This window comes from Clostridium uliginosum, from assembly GCF_900112485.1.
Lineage (GTDB): Bacteria > Bacillota > Clostridia > Clostridiales > Clostridiaceae > Clostridium > Clostridium uliginosum.
On record NZ_FOMG01000004.1, the window covers coordinates 115,141 to 136,528 of the forward strand.

Genomic DNA, 21,388 nt, shown 5'->3' on the forward strand with positions numbered 1-21,388 from the left:
CATAAACTCTTATCATTGCTACTCTTTAAGAATATTTCTTTAAATTCTGAGCAGACTTCATTTTAAATATTTCTATACCTATTAATTCTATATTTTCCACAAATCACTTCATTATTATATAGCAATCTTTCTCACAAAAACTTATCCCATATCTTATAATATTCTTATATCCTTCACTTCTCAGCTCCATGTCATAACCTTTATCTTCAATTTGCTTTAATGCATCTTCTGCTCTTTTTTCCAAATGGTCAATTTTTTTAGCTATTTTAAATTCAATGACTATTGCCACGCCTCTTTTAGATACAGATTTTATAAACAGGTCACTACGTCCTTTTCCACCCTCTCGGTTAGATTTTACAATATAATCATGCATATTGGCTAAAGCTCCAACTACAAAGCCGTGATAGAAATTTTCATAGGAATCATTAAAGCTTATTGTTTCCATAAGTAGTCTTCCGAGTTCTTCTTCAAAAATTTCAGCTTCTCCATTTATTATTGAAGTGTATAGCTTACTTAAATCTTTTGCTTTTACCTTTTCTTCAAACCACTTTAAAATTTTCGTTCTAAAAATATATTTTACTTCTCGATTTGGTATACTTAATTCTAAATAATGATTATCTTCTTCATCCATTCTCTCGCTAACTTTTTTGAAATATCCTGTGAAAAACATAAAATTCCATAAGTTATCCATGGAATCATAAATTTCATCATAGGTTATATCCTCATGAACTAGTTTTTCTATTGTTTTTCCTTCAATTAATAATTCTATTTCCTGTTTAGTTTTAGTATCTGCTTTTTCTATGAGACTTTTAACTATGCTGTTTGAACTTGTATTTGCCCAGTAGGATGATGGAAATCTATTCTTATCCACTCCTAAATCTTTTACAAATCTTACTGCACTCCATGGATTATAAACTTCAGCATCTCCAAAAATATATCCATTATACCATTCTTTTATCAAGGTTTCTTTTTCATTCAAGTCATAATCTCCAAGCATTTTACTTACTTCTTCTTGAGTAAATCCAAAATATTCATCATAAGATTTATTTAATATTGAGATAATTTCTAAATTATTTAACCCTGTAAAAATACTTTCCTTCGAAATTCTAAGACATCCTGTTATTACAGAAAATTCCAAAGAAGAATTTGTTTTTAATGCTGATTCAAAAAGTGATCTAATAAAAGCAATCATTTCATCATAAAACCCTTCAAAAAATGCATTTTCAAGAGGCACATCATATTCATCTATAAGTATAATGACTTTTTTACCATGATATTTCTCTAAACATTGTGATAAAAATTTTAGTGCTGTTACATAAAGTTCTTGCCCCGATTCTTTACGTTCTATTCTTTCATATTCTTCTTTTTCTTTACTTAATTTATCACTTTTCAAAATATAATCATGACGCCTAAATTCATCTACAAGCTCATCTTTAATACACTTTAGTGCTAATTCAAAAGTTGGCTGCTTTGCTGATTTTAATGATAAATTTATTACAGGATATTTGCCCATATGAGATATGTATTTTTCCCCTGTCTTCATTATATTTAAATCTTCAAATAGGTATGAATTATCTTTTTCACTATTTTCAAAGAAGTGTTGCAACATGCTAATATTTAAGGTCTTTCCAAATCTCCTTGGTCTTGTAAATAAGTTAACGTCTGCTTTATTATCTAACAAATCTTTTATAAGCAATGTTTTATCAATATAATAATAATTTCTAGTTATTAACTTTTCAAAATCATCTACACCTATTGGTAATGGTTTAAATTTCACATCATCACTTCCATTTCTGGTCTATTTTAAGCATAATCAAAAATCAACTTTCCTTTTGACTATTCCTACTTTTATAGTATATCCTATAATTCAGTTACTTAAAATAAAAATATCTAATAGAAATTCTCCATATTCAGCTTTTTCCTCTCCATCTTGTGCTTCAACAATTAATTTTCCAATGTTCCAATACGCTTCAACCATATAAAAGTTTATTGACGCATAGATTTTAGACCGTGCCTCATTTAATTATTACTAATATACTCCTTTGCCTTAATTACCCAAGTAAATATTATTCATATATGTTATAATTTTAAGTAAATTGCGAGGTTAAATAAATGTATACATAGCTTTATCATTTATTTAATAATAGAGAAAATTATAATTTTTTAAGGATGATTTGTATGAAAAATTCAACTGAAATAGATAATAAAAATACATTAGAATCTACCATAGATTATAAGCCAATAGATACAACTAACTACGCTATTAATCAATCTAACACTTCACATGATATTTTAAAAGCCACTGAAACAGGATTAATAAGCAATTTAGTAAATTCAAATTTAGCTCTTAGACCTAAGCTTCTTATAAATGATTATAGTAAAGGAAGCAAGGTTTTAAGTGATATTGTCTCCGAACTTTCAAAATGCAATGAATTTATGCTATCTGTAGCTTTTATTACAAGTAGTGGTGTAACTCCCCTTTTAGAAACCTTGAAAACTTTAAAAGCTAAGGGAGTTAAAGGAAAGATACTTACTACTGATTATTTAAATTTTAGCGAACCAAAAGCGCTTCAAAAGCTTTTAGAGTTTTCTAATATTAGCATAAAAGTATATTCTAAAAACAATTTTCATACCAAGGGTTATATTTTTAAACATAGTGACCATTACAGGCTCATTGTTGGCAGCTCCAATTTAACTCAAACAGCATTAACTAAAAATAAAGAATGGAGCATAAAATTATCTTCTTTAGAAGAAGGTTCCCTAACTGATGAGGTATTAAATGAATTTCAAGCTATGTGGTCAGATGCTGATGATTTAACCTTAGATTGGCTTGAAACTTATGAGGATATATATTTAAAACAAAGAGAAGCCTTAAGGAAAAGTACAGTACCTAGAATTTCTCAATATACACTAAAGCCAAATAAAATGCAGGTATCTGCAATTCAATCTTTAAACAACATAAGAGAAAATGGAGCTTTAAAAGCATTGTTAATTTCAGCTACTGGTACAGGTAAAACTTATTTGTCTGCTTTTGATGTTAGAAATTTTGATCCAGTTAAAGCATTATTTATTGTACATAGAGAACAAATTGCAAAACAAGCCATGAATAGTTTTAAAAATGTCTTTGGTGATACTAAAGATATGGGCATTCTTTCTGGTACTTCAAAGAATGTAAACCACGATTTTCTTTTTTCAACAATACAAACTTTATCAAAGGATGAAACGTTATTTAGCTTTTCTAAAACTGAATTTGACTACATTATTATAGATGAAGTTCATAGAGCTGGTGCTGCAACCTATCAAAAAATCGTGAATTACTTTGAGCCTAAATTTTTACTAGGGATGACAGCTACTCCTGAAAGAACTGATGATTTTGATATTTTCAAAATGTTTGATCATAATATAGCTTATGAAATTCGCCTTCAACAAGCTTTGGAAGAAGATTTACTTTGTCCATTCCATTACTTTGGAATTATGGACATATCTATAGATGGTAATCCCTTAGATGATAATACTGATTTTAACCATTTAGTAGCTGATGAAAGAGTTAATCATATCCTTGATAAAATTAAATTTTATGGCTACTGTGGTGATAAAGTAAAAGGCTTAATATTTTGCAGTGATAAAAAAGAAGCCAAGGAATTATCAACTAAATTTAATGAACATGGCTTAAGAACTTTAGCTTTAACAGGTGAAAATAGTCAAGAAGAACGTGATGATGCCATTTCACGGTTAGAAGAAGATGAAAATATCAATTGTTTAGATTATATTTTTACAGTTGATATTTTTAATGAAGGTGTAGATATACCAGCTATTAATCAAGTTGTTATGCTTAGACCTACAGCATCAGCTATAATTTTTATACAACAATTAGGACGTGGTCTTAGAAAATATACTCTTAAAGAATATGTAGTTATTATAGATTTTGTTGGAAATTATAATAACAATTTCTTAATTCCAATAGCACTTTCAGGTGATAGAACTTACAATAAAGATAACATTAGAAAATATGTCATGGAAGGTAATAGAATAATTCCTGGCTGCTCTACTGTAAACTTTGATGAAATTTCTAAGAAACGTATTTTTGAATCTATTGATAATGCTAATTTTAATGCTGTTAAGTTAATTAAAGAAAATTATAATAACTTAAAACAAAAATTGGGCAGAATTCCTAAATTAAAAGATTTTGATTTATATGACTCCATTGATCCATTAAGAATTTTTGATAATAATAGCTTAGGTTCATATCATAATTTTTTAACAAAATATGAAAAAGAATATGATATAAAACTTGACTCTATTCAAGAGTTATTTATAGAATTTATTTCTAAAAAACTTGTTGCTGGAAAAAGAGTTCATGAATTAGAACTTATTAAGTGTGCAATATATAATAAGCTTGATTTAATTTTTAAGTTAAAACAAATTCTAAAAGAGGAATATGGTATAGATTTTAAAAATAGTACAGAAACCTCTGTAGTTAATGTCCTTACAAATGAGTTTCCAAGTGGAACTGGTAAGGATACCTATAAAGATTGTATTTTCTTAGAAAAATATAATTCAGATTATAGAATTTCAGATGTATTTATGGAAAATTTAAAATGCCAAGAATTTAAAGATATTGTTTTAGAGTTAATTGAATTTGGCATAGATAGATATAAAAGATTCTTCAGTCACCGATATATGGATACAAGCTTTCAATTATATCAAAAGTACACATATGAGGATGTTTGCAGGCTTTTAGAATGGGAAAAAAATGAGGTTGCTACTAATATTGGAGGCTATAAATTTAATAAAGAAACAAAAACCTATCCAGTATTTATTAATTATAATAAAGCTGAAGATATTAGTGATACTATAAAATATGAAGATAGATTTTTATCAACTTCACAATTAATTGGAATATCTAAACAGCCAAGAAAAATAGATTCTCCTGATGTTATTCAAATGTACAATGCTGAAAAAGATGGTGTTTTCATGAGTTTATTTGTAAGAAAACACAAAGATGATAAAATATCAAATGAATTTTATTTCTTAGGTAAAATTAAAGCTATAGGAACTTCAAATGCTATTATAATGAAAGAAACTGATAAACCTGCTGTAGAAATTAAATATCAGTTACATACTCCTGTTAGAGAAGATCTTTTTGACTACTTTATTTCATAATTTAGGCACATGAAATAAAATAACAAGTCAAAGATGTGATGTCTATTTTTCGTCAAGCGAGGAAATATCTTCACCTAATAGTTTAAGCTGACGAAGCATGACACAAAATAGAATAGCATGCTGACTTGTTATTTTTTCGAATGTGCCTTATACTGACCAATATTACTTATTTTCTTTAAGAAACTCCTTATTTCCCATAGATATTTCAACTTCATCTTCAAAAACCATTGCAATTTTTCAGAAAACTTGCTTAAGGTTTTAGGATTATTTCTTTGTACAGTTCTTCTCTTTCATCAATATCAAGCCAACCTTCATCTTCTGCATAATCAAATATTTCTTCCAAAAGTATATTGTAATCTTTAGCGAAAACTGCTGAATTTCTTTTATACTTATTAATAGTTTTTTTTGTCAAATTGTTGTTTCTCATTTTATCTTCATGTATAAGTGCTTTTAAATATGTACTTCCTATCAGCTCTCTAATCACATTATATCTATAACTTTTTGGACTGCAGATATAAAGCCTACATATTATTGGCCTATCCCCATAGATAGTGCATAGGTTTGTTTCTGTTATAAAATTACAGTCTATTTTCTTATTTAATACATACTGATCAAAATCTCTATAATAATTTTTCTTTTTAACCAAATTTTTCTGTACAAACTCTAAAGCTACTTCATCGTTCCAATTACTTAATTTATTTACACAGACATTATCCATTTCTACTGACCAAGATTTTTTGCAGCAACTCTCCTCACATTCATTACAATCAAGAGGATTATTATTTAAAAATATATCAACTGCATCTAATACGTCTTTAACTGTTGTATTTTTATTAATTTTGTCATAATTCACTTTACCTTCGACATCAAATAGTAATTTCATCCTATAGTTCCTAAACTTCAAATTATTTTTTCCTATATATTCCTCATTTTCCCGCTTCTATTTTTTCGGATTTCGTCAATATTTCACCCTTTCCAAAAGAAAATAATAATATTATTATACTCTCCAAATCTTAAATGATAATACTTTTTATTTAAAACTATTTAGGCATGTCCATATAAAAACGGACATGCCTATCTGCGTATACAAAATAAAACATTCAATCTCTTTATTTGTTTATTTAGGCACATGAAAGAAAATAACAAGTCCAAAATGCCATGATTATTTTCCTTCATTTTCTTTAAGTTTTTCAACAACTAATATATCTGCTGGAACCCAATTAAGTTTATCTAAGTCCCCTAGTGTTGTCCACTTTGCATCATTATGAGCATTTAAATGTAATTCTCCCCCACTTATGGTACATATAAAACAATGCATTGTAAGGTGAAAATTTGAATAATCATAATCAACAGTTGTTAAATAGTTATTTATTTCAATATCTAACTCTAACTCTTCTTTAATCTCACGAATAAGTGCTTCTTCTCTTGTTTCTCCAGCTTCAATTTTTCCACCTGGGAACTCCCACATGTTTTCAAACTCACCATAACCACGACGAGTGGTGAATATTTCATTATCATGTTTTATTACTGCAGCAACTACTTCAATTGTCTTCATAGGTATCCCTCCAATGTCAATAATTATATACTATAACGTAGTAAAATTATATAGTTCTACTCTAATGATTTGATTAATTCCACATTAACATCAAAAATTCCCTTTGTTTTGTCTAATCTTACTATATATTAATATATTACCACATTAACCATGTAGCTTCCAAGAATTCATGTTATTTCTGCATATTCTTCAGAATATATGTTCTAAAGAATATTACCATATCTATTGCTATCTTCATTTTATCGTCATCGCCTAATAATTTTTGATATAATAAAAGACACATGCAGAAATTTCTGCAAATGCCTTTTATAACTTTCTAAATTAAATGATGTTTCACCATCATATTTTTTCTGATTCGAATGCTTTCCATGGAATATCAACTTTAGCACCAGAATTTATGATATCATCAACATGAATTATAAGTGGAAAATCACTTAGCTTAACAATCCCTCTTTTTGCTAGACCACGCACATACCTTGCTGTACGAGTAGCAATCACTATTGATTCTAGCGTAACTCCTTTTAACTTTTTCATAGTTTGCTCAAATGAAAATCCTTGTCCTAATAAAGTTCCTACTTTACGAGTACGTCCACCAAAAATAGTTACATAAAGGTCACCACCAGAATATATAATATTTTCTTCGCCACCACCGGCTAACTTAAGGAGATGTTTTATTTCCTTTAAGCTTTGTCCAAAAAGTGCAGCCTGAGAATTATAATGCTCTTTTCCAGAACCATCAAATCCAATAGCTAGTCCAATAGCTAGTGATACACCCAGAGCATAAGCATTCTTCAAGGCTACTGCACATTCAACACCTACAATATCTGTAGATAAGCTAATATGGTAGTATGATGTTTCAAATAAACTCTTAAACATTCTAAGTATGTTTATGTCATCTCCACAAAATACAACTTCAGAATTATCTTTATCAGCAAGCTCATAACTGGTACATGGACCACCTACAGCACTAATAGAAAGTTTCTTATTAGAAGGAACTTTACTTAAAAAATAGTGTGGATAATTAATCATTTTGTCGTCTTCTCCATTAACCATTCCCTTTGTTATTGAAAGAATAGGAGTGTTTTCAGGTATAATAGATAATATATTATCTGCAAACCAATCAACACCAAAACTACTAACTCCACAAATAACAACATCAGCGCCTTCTATTGCTTTATTTACATCCTCGATTTGATAGTACTCGATTCCTATTTTAGGTAATTGACGTTTTAATGTAGTATGAAAGCCTGTAGCCTTTGCCGTATCGATGATGTTTCTGTCTAATGGCGTACCAACAAGTCGCACCTTATTATTATTTTCTGTTGCAGGAAAAGATAGTGCAGATGCCATCTGCCCAGCTCCAATAATTGTTATAATACTCATAATATTACCCCCAATTTGAATATATTAATTTACATTAAGATAATTTAAAATTTCTTTTAATCTCTCAAAGTTTATAAGATTTCAGCTATTTCTTATGAATTTTTTCTACTTTTTTCCCAGCATGCAGCCATAAAATAAATCTCTTCTAAAATTGCTTCAGCTCTTCACCAATATATTTGATTGATGAAAATACATAATCTGCAGATATTTCAGACTGTTTGTACATCTCTTCTGATGTCTCACCACTTAATACAAGAATACTAGTTATCCCTGAATTTGCTCCAGTTTTGATGTCGGTGTAAAGTCTGTCTCCTACAATTGCCACATCATCCTTTTTAAGACCATACTTTTCAGAAATAGCCTCTACTATATATCTATGTGGCTTACCTATAACCACAGGAGATACACCCGTGGAAGCCTCAAACATTCTTATCATAGCGCCAGTATCTGGCATATATTTATTATGTTCAAGTGGACAATTAAGATCCGGATGAGTAGCTATAAATGGTACTCCATCCCTAATATAATCACACCCTATCATTATTTTTTCGTATGTTAATGTAGTGTCAAAACCAAGAACTACATAATCCGGATTGTCATTTTTGTCCTTAATAAGAGTAAATCCTGCATTTTCAAATTCTTTCATAAGTGGTTCTGTACCAATAAGATATATCCTGTTACCTGGACAGTTTTTCTTCATATACCATATGGTAGCTTCACCTGATGTATACACTTGTTCTTCATCAATGCAGCAACCAAATGCTGAAAGCTTTTGCTTGTAGATTGCCTTGTTTTTCGAAGAGTTATTTGTCAAAAATATAAATTTCTTTTTCTGACTTTTTAAAATATCTAAAAAATCTAGTGCACCATCAATAAGTGTATTTCCAAGGTAGAAAGTTCCATCCATATCTAATAAAAAACATTTGATATCTTTTAACTCATTCATTATTTACCTCCCGTAAATATCTCGTGTACAAGGTATTATAATTACATTATTTATTACTGCATATATAATTTGTCAGCAATTAAATTAGCAATTTCTTCTGTTAGTCCAAGGTCATCTATTAAATGCACAACACCATATCGTGTTCTTATGTCCTTTGCAGCAATGAAGGTTTTAATAAATAGATTCTTGTCAATTCCAAGCTCTATAGGATGCCATACACATCCCCCATCCTTTAATATTTTCTTAATACGCTCAGAACTTGGCACTATAGTATCAGCAATATGAAGAATCTCATTCCAACTTGCTGCTATCTTTTCTGCATTTTGTTGCCTCTTGTCAGGATTTAATTCAATTGCATGCTTTTTATAGTTAATTACATTGTCTGCAACCTTTCCAAATACACTTTCAATGTTTTTTGTCCATTTATTCATATCATAGTATCTGAAATTTCTTTCAGCCATGACACTTTCGATATCTATATCATTTAATGCCTCAAATACCATGGCCATAACCACTGTACCTACTCCAACAAAATTCCCGTGTACCCATTTTTCTTCACTGTTCCTTGTATGGAACATTATCTCCCAACCATGGGCAATATGATGTTCAGAACCTGATGCAGGTCTTGAAGCTCCAGCCATTCCTATAGTTATTCCAGACAAAACTAACGCATCTGTTATATTTTTTACAACTTCAACATTTCTTTCTGGTATCCTAGGTGCAGCTGCAACACACCTATCCACTGCTGCTTGAACCATATCTGTAATTGTCTTACAGTAATATTCTCCTGTTAATAGATTGGCAATTGACCAATCTGCCAAAGCAATATATTTACCTAATACATCACCAAGTCCTGAACAAAGTAAATACATTGGGGCATCCTTCATAATCTCAATGTCTGCATATATTCCATAAGGATATATAGCTTTATGTGACTCTTTAAATCCATCTGTGATTAAAGGAGATACTACAGATGCATAACCATCCATAGATGGTGCAGTACCTACTATGGCATAAGGTACTTGTACCTTGTAAGCCACATATCTACAGATATCATTTATAACACCTGAACCTATGCCAAGTATAAGTGCTGTATCCTCTTCTATTTCAATAAGAATTCTTCCAAGAGCATATACATCCGGTAAAAGGTGTTCCTGTGGAAACACATATTTCTTTAAAGAAAAATCATTCTTTAGTATTTCTTCTACCTTTTTTCCAGCTACAACATATGTGTGAACATCTTCCACAATTAATATTTTTTTATTTTTAAACTCTTTAAGGAACTCTGGAAGTTGTTCTAATATGTTGCTTCCTATCTTTACAGAATTGATTTCTACACTATGTCTTTTTCCACATTCGCACTCAAAATTCATTCCAATTAGTTCTTCTGCTTTTAAATTTGCTACATCCATCATAGCTATCACCCTTTCCTTATAGTATTAAATCAACATTCTTAATTTACTTTAGGCATATGAAATAAAATATGCCTAAAATCATTTAATTTTACAGATTTTATGATAGTAATTGAAATACTTTAATTATTATCCAGTTTAAGAAATTACCACCCATGTCTAAGCTTGAAATAGTTGATGCTCCGTCTGGCATTGTAAACTTAGCCATTATTGCCATATCAGTATGAAAACTAGCAATATTTGTTGCCATTAATAATACTAATGCCATAACTATTGTACCTGCTATAACTGAGTGAACTATATTACCTTTTGCTGCACCAACTATAAACGCTACATAGAAACATATTGTAGCTAAGTCTCCAAATGGTAAAACCTGATTTCCTGGTAATATTACTGCCAAGAATAGTGTAATCGGAACTAATACAAGTGCTGTTGCAATAACTGCTGGATGTCCAACTGCTACTGCTGCATCTAATCCAATTGTAAGATTTCTATCTTTACCGAAGTCTTTTTTCTGTAAGAATTTTCTAACTGATTCTGAAACAGGAATTAGACCTTCCATAAGTATTCTAACCATTCGAGGCATTAAGAACATAACTCCAGCCATAGAAACACCTATTTGTAGAATTTTATCTGGACCATAGCCAGCAAGAATTCCAAGTACAATACCAAGAACTAGTCCCATCATCATAGGCTCTCCAAAAATACCAAATCTTTTTTGAATTGTTTCAGGATCTGCCTTTAAGTTTTTAATACCAGGGATTTTTCTTATAACTTTAACAATAGGAATACCTATAAGACCACAAGCTGCAGCTGAACCAGTTGGTAATGATACTCCCTCAAGACCAAAAAATTCTTCAACCATCGGAGATGTTTTATCAGCAATCTTAAGAACAGCAATTTGATATAAAATACCACCTAAAATAGCAAATAACCAATTACCATTAGTTAATACAAACACAGTTGCACCAGCTGCAGTAAAGTGCCAATAATTCCATATATCAATATCAACTACATTTGTTGTCTTTGTAGCCAACATTACGAAATTTACCAACATACATATTGGAATCATTATTGCTGCTATAGGAGATGCCCAGGTAATTGCTGCTGCTGCTGGCCAACCTACATCTATTATATTAAGCTGTAATCCATATCTAGCTACCATTTGCTGTGCCGCTCCACCAAGGTTTGTTGTAAGCAATCCAATTACCAAATTTATACCAACAAAGCCGATACCAATTGTAAGACCTGACCTAAATGCTTTTTTAAATTTTTGTCCAAATATCATACCAATGATAGTAATTGTTATTGGCAATATAACTGTAGGTCCTAAATTTAAAATGTATTTTACTGCATTTAATAACATTATAAGCCCTCCTTATATTATGAATTTTTATTTATTTTCATAAACACATATTTTATGTATTATACATAGTTAATATTTTTATATAGGCCATTTAAGCTGGCCTATATTTTTTTATTTCAAAGCTTCAATAATTGCTAGGTCAACTTTATCTGTATTAATGTTAGTTAGATAATTCACAGCTTTAATTACAGGCATTTTATAGTCTCGTGATGAAATTGTAGTTGTTACTAAGAGATCAGCGTCATCTTCATAACCTACCACTTCTGCAATCTTGCATTGTATAATTCTAGCATTAATACCATTAGTTTTAATTAAGCTTTCTACCTTTTTACATACAACTGTTGAGGTTGCTATTCCTGTACCACAAGCTACTAATATTAATTTTTGTTTTTCCATTTTTTACTCCCCCTTAAATAAAATTTTATAGACTTGATTATAGTTCTGTTATTTCAAGACTCGCTCGAGCCCAAAAATCATTACCAATGAAATTTTTATTTATCCTTAGAAATACTTTAACTAATAATATACTTATTAGTTAAAACTAATTAATTTAAGTATTTTAAGAAAGACTTGAAGATGTACCAATAGCAAGAACTTTTAAATTTAATTAATTTATTTACTATTTAAAGTCTAATTGACTTTTATTTCAGCTTCTTTCATAATCTTGATAATTACTTACTATTTACTCACAATCATAATTAAAATTTGAAACGATATCATATACTTCATCGCTATCTTTTGCTTTAAGCATGTTTTCTAAAACACTTTCATTTTGAATTAAATACATTAATTGTTGCAACATTAGTATCTGGCTGTGAGGTTCATTTAAAGCCATAGTAAATACTATATTGACATCCACCTCTCCATTTCCATCCATACAATTAAATTTGACAGGATTTTTTAGTGTTGCAATAGCTATGGCTGGCTTTTTAACATGAATAGCATCTGTATGAGGTATTGCAACATTATATTTTCCTAATAATAAACCTGTAGGAAATTTATTTTCTCTATCTACCAGTCCATTAAAAAAGGAATCTTCTACAAATCCGGCTTCTAACAATATGGGAGATATCTTCTTAAAGACATCCTCAGTTGATTTAGCTTCAAGGTTATTTATCACTAAATCTCTTCTTAAAAATTCTTTAATACTTCTAGTCATTAAACTTCCTCCTTTTTTTTATAAAGCCCTTTATACGTTTTCATCCATGATTACATCTTCATAATAATTACAAAGCAATTATCATGCCAAAACTATGTTGAAAAAGTAATAAGGCACATTAAAGAAAATAACAAGTGCAACACTAATTAAGCATAAAAAAAACAAGCCAAGTGTTGCACTTAGCTTGACAATTCATTACTTAAAAATAGGCTATGCTTTAAAACCGTATTGATATTGTTACATTTTTAGCAATATATCTGAAATCTCTTTAGGCGAATTTGCTTGTTTTATTCTATTAACTACTTCTGCCATTGATATAGTGTCAAATAGTTTTTCAACTATTTTAATATCACTCTCTTTTAGTGCCAACATAATAATAATATCAACCTTACAATCATAGTCCCATAAAATAGGATTATTAAGTTTAAAAATAGCCAGGGATGATTTCTCTACAAACTCTGATAAACCATGAGGTATACCAAAAGTACCTTCAAAAAGTGTTCCACCCATCATTTCTCTCTTATACACACTTATTGTATAATTTTCTTTAACCTTGCCTTTTGTAATCAACAATTTACACATTTCTTCTATTAAATCACTTTTTGTAAATATATCATTTCTAATCTGTATTAGTTCCTCATCAATTACATTTATCAAAGGATTGATACTCTCTATTCCTAGTAAATCTTTTAATATTAATTTACCTGATTCTTTCAGAATATCTTTAAAAGATATAAATGGAATACTTTCTAGTTCAGGGTCAATCGTTCCAACAATTGCAGCTATATCATTGTCTTTGCTAATCTTAATTATTTTATCTTGAGCATTCTTTCTATTCATAATTCCAATTGGTATAATATTTAAATTTATATTTGCATTACCCAATACATCTTCAAGATATTTTTTTATTTTTAAAGCAGTACCTTCACCAGTTATACATATTGTAATTATGGTTTTAAGATATTTCTTTACGCCTTGTACTTTTCCAACATAGACTTTGTCCCCATCAAGAGCTTTAGCAATTTCGTGCAGATTACTATTTGTAATTAATGATCTTCTCACAGCCTCTAACACCATTACTGTATCAACCCTACCAATAACTTTTGTTGGAATTCCTGTTTCTTTAGTGATGATTTCTCCAAACGTAACCAAGGATCCCATATCTACTAATAATAAGCATCCTTTTCCTTCATGTACTTTCTTTACAATCTCTATAGTTCTTTCAAGCAAACTTTGAGGACTTTCATCAAGTGACATTTCTATTCCTACTGCAAGATTTGTACCTAACAGCTTATTTGCTACATCAGCCATACCACAAGCAACATGTCCATGGCTTAATACAATAACAGCCACTCTACTTACATTTTTATCCACTGTTGAAAACGTTTTTAAATACATGGCAATAAATCCTATTTCATCCTCCGGAAGTTCAATGTCTAAACTTTTATTTATTTCTTTAGTTAATATTTTTGCGATTCTATACTCATTATAATATTCCTTTTTAATATAGTCTGATTCAGGATTCTTTATTATCCTGCCCTGTTTTAATCTATCATAGGTTGAATTTAAGTGCATTGCTATACAATAATAAAAATTTTCCTGGATGTTTTCTATATATTGTTTGGCAATATTAATTACATTTTCAACCACATTTAATATCTTTTCATCTATTATATTTTTTAATTCTTCCTTAGGAAAAAATACATTTGATTCTATATTCTTTGCAAATTTATTTAAGTTAAACTCCATTTTACTCCATATTATTTTATTAATTTCATCTTTACTAAGTCCCTGCTTTTCAAGTTTATAATATTTCTCCTCTATATTGTTATATATTTCATCTGGTAGCGTATATCTATCATCTTTTAATTTTTGAGTAACAACATCATTAGGAGTAATAACCAAATCTTCATTAAAAATGTCTTCTGACACTAGTTCTCTATCCTCAACGCTTAATATCCCTAAGGGTACGTGCTTAGGTAAATCTTTTATGTCAATAACGACTTCATTTGAATTATTACTTAATGAATTAAAAAAACCTCTTGCACATGCAACTTGTATATCACTTCTTAATTGACCTATATTCCCTGGACAATTGTATAACAATAATGACCTAATAACATCATAACTCACGGTGAGTTCTTTTCCAACTCTAGCTGATTCTTGTGAAAAGAAACTTTTAATTAGTACATATCTTTCATTAATTGGTCTGTTATTAATAGAAGGAAGTTCAATTATCATTGGTATTCTTCTTCTAAATGTTAGCAATAATGATGATTCTGGCTCCTCTGTGGTTGCTGCTATTATCATTACATTGGCTGTTCTGCTATTTTCAGTTTCACCAAGTCTTCTATACTTTCCCTTATCCAACAGATAGAACAATATTTCTTGTCCTTCGCTTGGCAATCTATGTACTTCATCCAAGAATAGTATCCCATTATTTGCTTTCTCTACTAAACCAACTTTGTCTGTATTAGCACCGGTAAAAGCACCTTTACTATAACCAAATAGTTGAGAAAGAAGTAATTGTGGATTTTCTACATAATCAGCACAGTTAAATATTATAAATGGTGCATTTTTCCCAAAGTACGAAGAATTAATTGCAAAATTATACATAGATTCTGCGAAAAAACTTTTTCCAACACCTGATGGTCCTAGCAAAAGCGTATGAAGTCCATGCGGAGGATATAACACTGCAGCCTCAGCTTGACTAATTGCATTTTTTAATGACCCATGATATCCAATAATTTTTCTTAAATAATTATTTTTTTCCTTATTTTCTTGATTAATTGTATCTATACTTTCTTCATCACTTATTTCTTTCATGTTTACGTTTACCAAAGGTTTAACTTCTGTTAAGTTTTCCGCCACACTTTCTACTACATCCAAGTTCTGCGGAAACATTTCTGCAATTATATTTTTTTTTATCAGTGTCACAGAATATCTAGAAATATTATAGCCAAGAAGAGATAATTTTTTACATAATTGCCTGTCTGAAATATCTTTATCTTCAATTATTAGTTTCTTTATATCATCATGTAAAATTGATTCTTTTCTTTGGCGAGAATTATTTATATTTTTCTCTATTCTAAATTGAGTTATATATTCTCTAGTTGTATTTACCGACCTAGCAATTTCACTATCAGTTAATGGTTTTCTTTTGTCCTCATTCTTAATTAGTTCCAGTATTTTATTTCCAATCAAAATTCTTCCCCCTCGTATAATTTGATTATAGATATCTTTAATTAGTTTTAATTGATTCTTATTTATTTTACAATTATCGTTATTAGGCATACTGACTTGTTATTTTTTGAATATGCCTCATATAGTAATATATTACCACATTAGCCATGTAGCTTCCAAGAATTCATGTTATTTCTGCATATTCTTCAGAATATATATACTAAATTTAACTTTCATAAGTTCTTCTTTAGTATTTGTTTAATTAATTGCTTGTTACACTACCTTTCATTTTTAAATAACTCATACAGTCATTTGTTATTTTTTTACATTTATGTTATAATTTTAAAAAATATTGCATTAAATAGTATCAACGAAGGAGAGTGGATAAATGCTAAAAATAAAGAGGATAATATGCTTATTAAGTTTTATATTTTTATTTAGTACTTACAATATAAGCATAATAACACCATTTAAAGCTTTAACAACAGATGTTGTAGAAGATAAGAGCATAGAAATGATACATAAAGACAAAACAGATTTAAATGGAAATCCTACGGAAATGCAATATGAAAAAATGAAACAAAAAGAATTAGCAAAAGAAAAGGATGAGAAAACGAATGAGCCTGAATGGAAAGAGTTTATACTCACTTTTTATACATCTCTTGAATCTGAAAATAGTAGCGCAGGTGCAGTTACTTGTCAAAACAAACCACTATCACGAGGTGGTGTCGCTAATAACGTAATCCCTCAAAACACTAACATATATTTAGAAGGTTATGGACAAGTTATTGTTAATGATAAAGGCTCTAATAAATATTTTGGTGTAGACAACAGATTAGATGTCTTTATAGAAAGAGAACCTGGTGAAAGTAATAAACATTACTCACAAAGAATAAGCAGCTATGGAGTACAAAAAGTTCAAGGCTATATAGTTAAATAATATAAAAATAGTACAGATACCGTAAATTCATCAAAATAGTAATATGAACTTTGTGAATACTATTGTGGTCTAAATTCTTATAAAAATAAGATCCTACATTATGCGACCCTCATTTTTTTCTATAGTTCTATACTACTATATTTTAACCTCTAACTTTAGAAAATTTCTTGTTAATAAAATATTCCTCTGTAAGCAAATCATCTCTAACAGAATTAGTGAATCTAATATGATTTTTATAATTTTCACTTTTATCTTTTCTTATCCAAAATGTATCTAAAAAACACATTCCCTTTGCTGCTAAAAATACTTCCCATTCATCCCAATATTCTAAGTTATAATATTCTAAATAACAATCTAAATTCATTCTATTGTAAGGTATTATTCTATCAACTATGAATTCTCTTATAACATCACTTGAAACTTCCCTAATCTTTCTATTGAATAATCCATAGAATTCAGCAGGATATAAACTGAGATCATCAATTTCTTCATTTTTCTCAAAACTATATTCTTCACATACTAAATCATAAGATAAGTCCCCTAAATAATATTCTTCATTCATTAGTTCTACAGTCTCTAATTTTGACTTTGGAATGAGCATCTCTTGACCTCCTCAATTCTATGTTTAAGTAACTCCAATATAAATTCAACTCTTCTCTTACTAAGATAATGTGAGTACTTTTTTATTATTTCATTAAAATCAATATAGAATTTCACATTCTTTCTTTAAAACCATTATATATACTTACTATTATAACCTATAACTGCCCCCCTTTAAAACTTTTAAACTTTATCTATTTAGTACCTCTAACATTCCAGTATTTTTTATTATTTTGCATGAATATCTCCTTTGATAATAAACTTCCTCTTTTAAATCACTTATACTATAAAATTTAATCAATAACTTGTTTTATTATCAAATCTTTTTGAAAAAAATTAATCATAAAAAAGTAATTGCAATTATACATTTGATATTTTTTTATAAAACTACTATACATATAATTATAAAACAACTTTACCATTCTATTCTCTAAAGCCTAAATATTTCATGGATTAATAGACCTACTTTTTCAAACAATAATAACATAACTAAATTTAGTTTAGTTATGTTCTAGCCTAATATATAAATATTATAAATGAATCTTAAAACTATTACGTTAGGAGTGATTGCTATGAACAAAGAAAAAATTCCAGATAATCAAACCCAAAGAGATTATACACAAGAAGAAATGCCTGAAATGCATTCATCAGAAAATAGTACTTCTAATATTGGAAACTTTAAAGCACTTTATCCATCAACATTAAAAGCTGGTTATCGTCCAAGTGCGGAAAACGTTGAATGTGCAAATGGCTTAAATCCTTCTATATTAAAACCTGGTCCTTCTGATTTTAAAAAATTTAAGAGACTTTATCTGCCAAACTCAAAAGCTAATTATCAACCAACTGAGGAAAGGATTGAACAGGCAAATGGCTTAAAGTCTTCTAAACCTAATACATTATTCTAATTTATTTATATAATAAATATATAATATATGTATTTTTATTAAAAACCTCCTTAAAATAATGTTATAAAGTAATTTTTAGTTGAGTAGTTTTATAATACTTTTTAATAGAGTAATGATTTTTAAGGAGGATATTATTTATGAAAAAAAATTATAGAAAAATAATAATTGTAGCTCTTCTACTTATAAATTGTATTGGATTATCTAAAGTATGTAGTGCAGAAATCACTAATAATTTAACTTCAAACAATATAGAAAGTAAGGATAGGCTGGAAAAAATTAAAGAAAAAGGAGTATTGACGATTTTAACATCTGATCTTGCTCCATTTGCTTTTATAGATACTAAGACAAATCAACCCACTGGAATAGATATAGATATCATGAATGTAATTGCAAAAGAACTAGGCGTTAGTAAAGTGGAAATGAAAGTAGCTCCATTTCCAGATTTACTTGAGAAACTAAATACTGATGATAACATAGATGTAGCAGCTAGTGGAATTATTATTACAGAGAAACGTAAAGAATTAGTAGCTTTTACTGACCCATTGTATAAAGAGTCAGAAGCTATCATTGTGCCGAAAGTTTCACGAATCAATTTTAAAGAAGATTTAAAGAATGCAGTTGTTGGAGCACAAAGTGGATCAGTGTATATGGATTTAGCAGAAAAGTGGAAAAAAGAAGGCAAGGTAAAAGATGTAGTGATTTTTGAAAGTATACCTGAATTATTATCAGCAATAAGCGTAAAAAAAATAGATGCTGGTATAACGGATTCTATTATTGGAGAATACCTATTAGTTAAAGAAAATCTCTATTTAAAAATACTACAACCATATAGCCAAGAAGCCCCTGCAATCATAGGAATAGGAGTAAGGAAAAGTGATGTTAATTTACTAAATGCAATGAATAAAAAAATTGATGATATGAAAAAAGATAAAACCATCAATAAAATTCTCGAAAAATATGGATTAAGTGATAAGTATTTATACTGATAATATTATTTAATCTTTCTTATTCTAAATAATTTGGATATAAACTAGATTTAAACATAAATTTATATTCAATTTTAATATGTCGCTTACTTTAAAAATCACTTGGGTAATCAATACTAAGCTTATCAATACAGAAATAATAGTTGCTTTAAATAGAAATAATTAGGAAGGTCTTATGACTTTCCTAATTTTTTATTATTATATCCAAACTAAAGTTTTCACTTTAAGCTACTTTAGTTCCTATTATCTTTGATAAACTTCACTTTCCTTTAAATATCCACTATCTATAAGAACACTTTTTATATTATTCTTATCTATAGCTATTGGTGCAATAAGAATTGAAGGCAAGTCTATTTTACCATTGTTTACCATTTTAGTTATATCTATAGGCTCACCATTGGCTAATTTTATTGCAGCATCTATAGCAGTCTTGCCTAATTCTCTAGTATCCTTGAATACTGTCATTGATTGAGTTCCTTCAATTATTCTTCGAACAGCAGCTAAGTCTGCATCTTGTCCTGTTACTGCTACCTTACCGGCTAACCCCCGTTCTTTTAATACTTGAATTGTAACACCTGCTATAGGATCATTTGGTGCTAATATAGCATCAATTTTATTTTTATTCTCATCTAAAACATCTTTCACTATATTAAAAGCAAGCCTTGGATCCCAACCTTTAATTGCCTTATCTGCAACTATCCTTATATTTCCTACATCAGCCAAAGGTTGTATATATTTCATTGCTCCTTTCTTAAACCAAATATCAGGAGTTCCATACATAATAAAATAAATTCCCTTAGGAACTTTCTCAATAAGAAACCTTCCCTGAAGTTCTCCTACCCTTTCGTTATTAAAAGAAATATATAAATCTACATCACTATTTCTTATAAGTGCATCATAGGATATCACCTTAATTCCCGCTTCATGAGCCTTTTGAACCATATCTGCTGAATTTAAATTTGATTCATCTACTGGTAGCAAAATCAATACATCAATCCCCTGTGAAATTAAATAATCTACTTGTTCAACCTGTTTGGCAAAATCGTATTCAGCATTTTCCAGCTTTAATGTAACTCCTTTTTTATTGGCATATTCTTCCATTGCGATCTTCTCCCTAACCCACCTATCTTCTCTTTGTGAAATTAAAGCTACACCTATTACTATTTCCTTTCTCTGTGAATTTTTAACTGATTTTTTTATATTTAATACATCTTCTTCATAATAAGAAACTGGTACAAAAAAAACATCTGGTATAGATAGGTACATACTTACCTCCTATTTTAATTATTCACCTAATAATTAAAATATTCAGCTTATGGATATATTGTTAAATTTACTGAAGACTTTTCCCAGCCGTAATGGGGCAGATATCATGACTTCTCAAGCTATTATTATTAACTTGGTTGCTATCCATGAAACTATATTTATAATCTGACATAATAATATTATTACTGGTACTTTATATGAGTCTTGTTTTGCAGTAATGCAAATTATCTATACTGATATATCTTACTTTTACATCTGCGTAAAGATTATTACTTTAAAATTAAAATATTATGCTGTTTTTCAAGTAAATATTTATACAAATACTATTCTGAATTCTAAATTTTTTCTAATATTAATCTGGTCTAATTACTAAGTTGAATTAATATCAGAAATACTTTATTTCAAAGGTGTATATGCTACATTTTTTTGACAATTTCAAGTAAACATAAACAATAATACTTAAATATTACAGAAATTAAGTCATAAAACACTATTCAAATACGTAGAATATATTAATTAATTAT

16 protein-coding genes and 1 pseudogene are annotated in these 21,388 nt (G+C 29.0%); 4 read left to right on the plus strand and 13 right to left on the minus strand.

The genetic code is table 11. The features are described 5' to 3' along the window. Window positions 1-103: 103 nt before the first annotated feature. Window positions 104-1,777 (minus strand): AAA family ATPase, encoded by a 1,674-nt coding sequence (locus tag BM027_RS04370; RefSeq protein ID WP_090089116.1) that lies wholly within the window; start codon window positions 1,775-1,777, stop codon window positions 104-106. A 90-nt stretch (window positions 1,778-1,867) separates the two neighbouring features. After that, window positions 1,868-2,008: pseudogene (locus tag BM027_RS18855) on the minus strand (DUF1016 N-terminal domain-containing protein); the annotation flags it as partial. Window positions 2,009-2,178: 170 nt separating this feature from the next. Here BM027_RS18855 and BM027_RS04375 point away from each other — a divergent pair. After that, window positions 2,179-5,163, plus strand: a complete 2,985-nt coding sequence (locus tag BM027_RS04375; RefSeq protein ID WP_090089118.1) for a DEAD/DEAH box helicase — start codon at window positions 2,179-2,181, stop codon at window positions 5,161-5,163. Between the two features lie 250 nt (window positions 5,164-5,413). Here the strand turns inward: BM027_RS04375 and BM027_RS04380 are convergent, their stop codons facing one another. The 9 genes from BM027_RS04380 to BM027_RS04420 all read right to left on the minus strand — a co-directional run bounded on the left by BM027_RS04380 (window position 5,414) and on the right by BM027_RS04420 (window position 16,188). Next, a complete protein-coding gene (locus BM027_RS04380; protein ID WP_090089120.1) occupies window positions 5,414-6,046 on the minus strand; it encodes a YkgJ family cysteine cluster protein in 633 nt (210 codons plus the stop codon). A 279-nt stretch (window positions 6,047-6,325) separates the two neighbouring features. After that, entirely contained in the window at window positions 6,326-6,718 is a 393-nt protein-coding gene (locus BM027_RS04385) for a (deoxy)nucleoside triphosphate pyrophosphohydrolase (RefSeq protein ID WP_090089122.1), read from the minus strand. A 339-nt stretch (window positions 6,719-7,057) separates the two neighbouring features. Then, window positions 7,058-8,101 carry a glycerol-3-phosphate dehydrogenase gene (locus BM027_RS04390; protein WP_090089124.1) on the minus strand — a complete coding sequence of 348 codons (1,044 nt, stop codon included), beginning with the start codon at window positions 8,099-8,101 and terminating at the stop codon, window positions 7,058-7,060. Window positions 8,102-8,246: 145 nt separating this feature from the next. Next, window positions 8,247-9,047 (minus strand): HAD-IIA family hydrolase, encoded by an 801-nt coding sequence (locus BM027_RS04395; protein ID WP_090089126.1) that lies wholly within the window; start codon window positions 9,045-9,047, stop codon window positions 8,247-8,249. A gap of 53 nt (window positions 9,048-9,100) precedes the next feature. After that, on the minus strand, window positions 9,101-10,462 hold the full coding sequence (locus BM027_RS04400; protein WP_242943283.1) for a sn-glycerol-1-phosphate dehydrogenase: 1,362 nt from the start codon (window positions 10,460-10,462) through the stop codon (window positions 9,101-9,103). 97 nt (window positions 10,463-10,559) lie between these two features. Further along, window positions 10,560-11,825 carry a PTS galactitol transporter subunit IIC gene (locus tag BM027_RS04405; protein ID WP_090089130.1) on the minus strand — a complete coding sequence of 422 codons (1,266 nt, stop codon included), beginning with the start codon at window positions 11,823-11,825 and terminating at the stop codon, window positions 10,560-10,562. A 111-nt stretch (window positions 11,826-11,936) separates the two neighbouring features. Continuing rightward, on the minus strand, window positions 11,937-12,221 hold the full coding sequence (locus BM027_RS04410; protein ID WP_090089132.1) for a PTS sugar transporter subunit IIB: 285 nt from the start codon (window positions 12,219-12,221) through the stop codon (window positions 11,937-11,939). A 286-nt stretch (window positions 12,222-12,507) separates the two neighbouring features. Beyond that, on the minus strand, window positions 12,508-12,984 hold the full coding sequence (locus tag BM027_RS04415) for a PTS sugar transporter subunit IIA (RefSeq protein ID WP_090089133.1): 477 nt from the start codon (window positions 12,982-12,984) through the stop codon (window positions 12,508-12,510). 237 nt (window positions 12,985-13,221) lie between these two features. After that, entirely contained in the window at window positions 13,222-16,188 is a 2,967-nt protein-coding gene (locus BM027_RS04420; RefSeq protein WP_090089134.1) for a sigma 54-interacting transcriptional regulator, read from the minus strand. Window positions 16,189-16,555: 367 nt separating this feature from the next. On the opposite strand from BM027_RS04420, the gene BM027_RS04425 reads away from it, so the two are divergent. Beyond that, window positions 16,556-17,107, plus strand: coding sequence for a 3D domain-containing protein (locus BM027_RS04425; protein WP_090089135.1), 552 nt, complete (start codon window positions 16,556-16,558; stop codon window positions 17,105-17,107). 142 nt (window positions 17,108-17,249) lie between these two features. Here the strand turns inward: BM027_RS04425 and BM027_RS04430 are convergent, their stop codons facing one another. Further along, entirely contained in the window at window positions 17,250-17,708 is a 459-nt protein-coding gene (locus BM027_RS04430; RefSeq protein ID WP_090089138.1) for a hypothetical protein, read from the minus strand. Window positions 17,709-18,279: 571 nt separating this feature from the next. On the opposite strand from BM027_RS04430, the gene BM027_RS18180 reads away from it, so the two are divergent. Beyond that, the gene (locus tag BM027_RS18180) at window positions 18,280-18,612 is read left to right on the plus strand and encodes a hypothetical protein (protein WP_175559938.1); all 333 of its coding nucleotides are present in this window, start codon (window positions 18,280-18,282) and stop codon (window positions 18,610-18,612) included. Window positions 18,613-18,749: 137 nt separating this feature from the next. Next, window positions 18,750-19,598: an ABC transporter substrate-binding protein gene (locus tag BM027_RS04440; RefSeq protein ID WP_090089140.1), complete on the plus strand. Its 849-nt coding sequence runs from the start codon at window positions 18,750-18,752 to the stop codon at window positions 19,596-19,598. Between the two features lie 243 nt (window positions 19,599-19,841). Here BM027_RS04440 and BM027_RS04445 read toward each other — a convergent pair whose 3' ends face one another. Then, window positions 19,842-20,864 carry a sugar ABC transporter substrate-binding protein gene (locus tag BM027_RS04445; protein ID WP_090089142.1) on the minus strand — a complete coding sequence of 341 codons (1,023 nt, stop codon included), beginning with the start codon at window positions 20,862-20,864 and terminating at the stop codon, window positions 19,842-19,844. Window positions 20,865-21,388 lie beyond the last annotated feature (524 nt).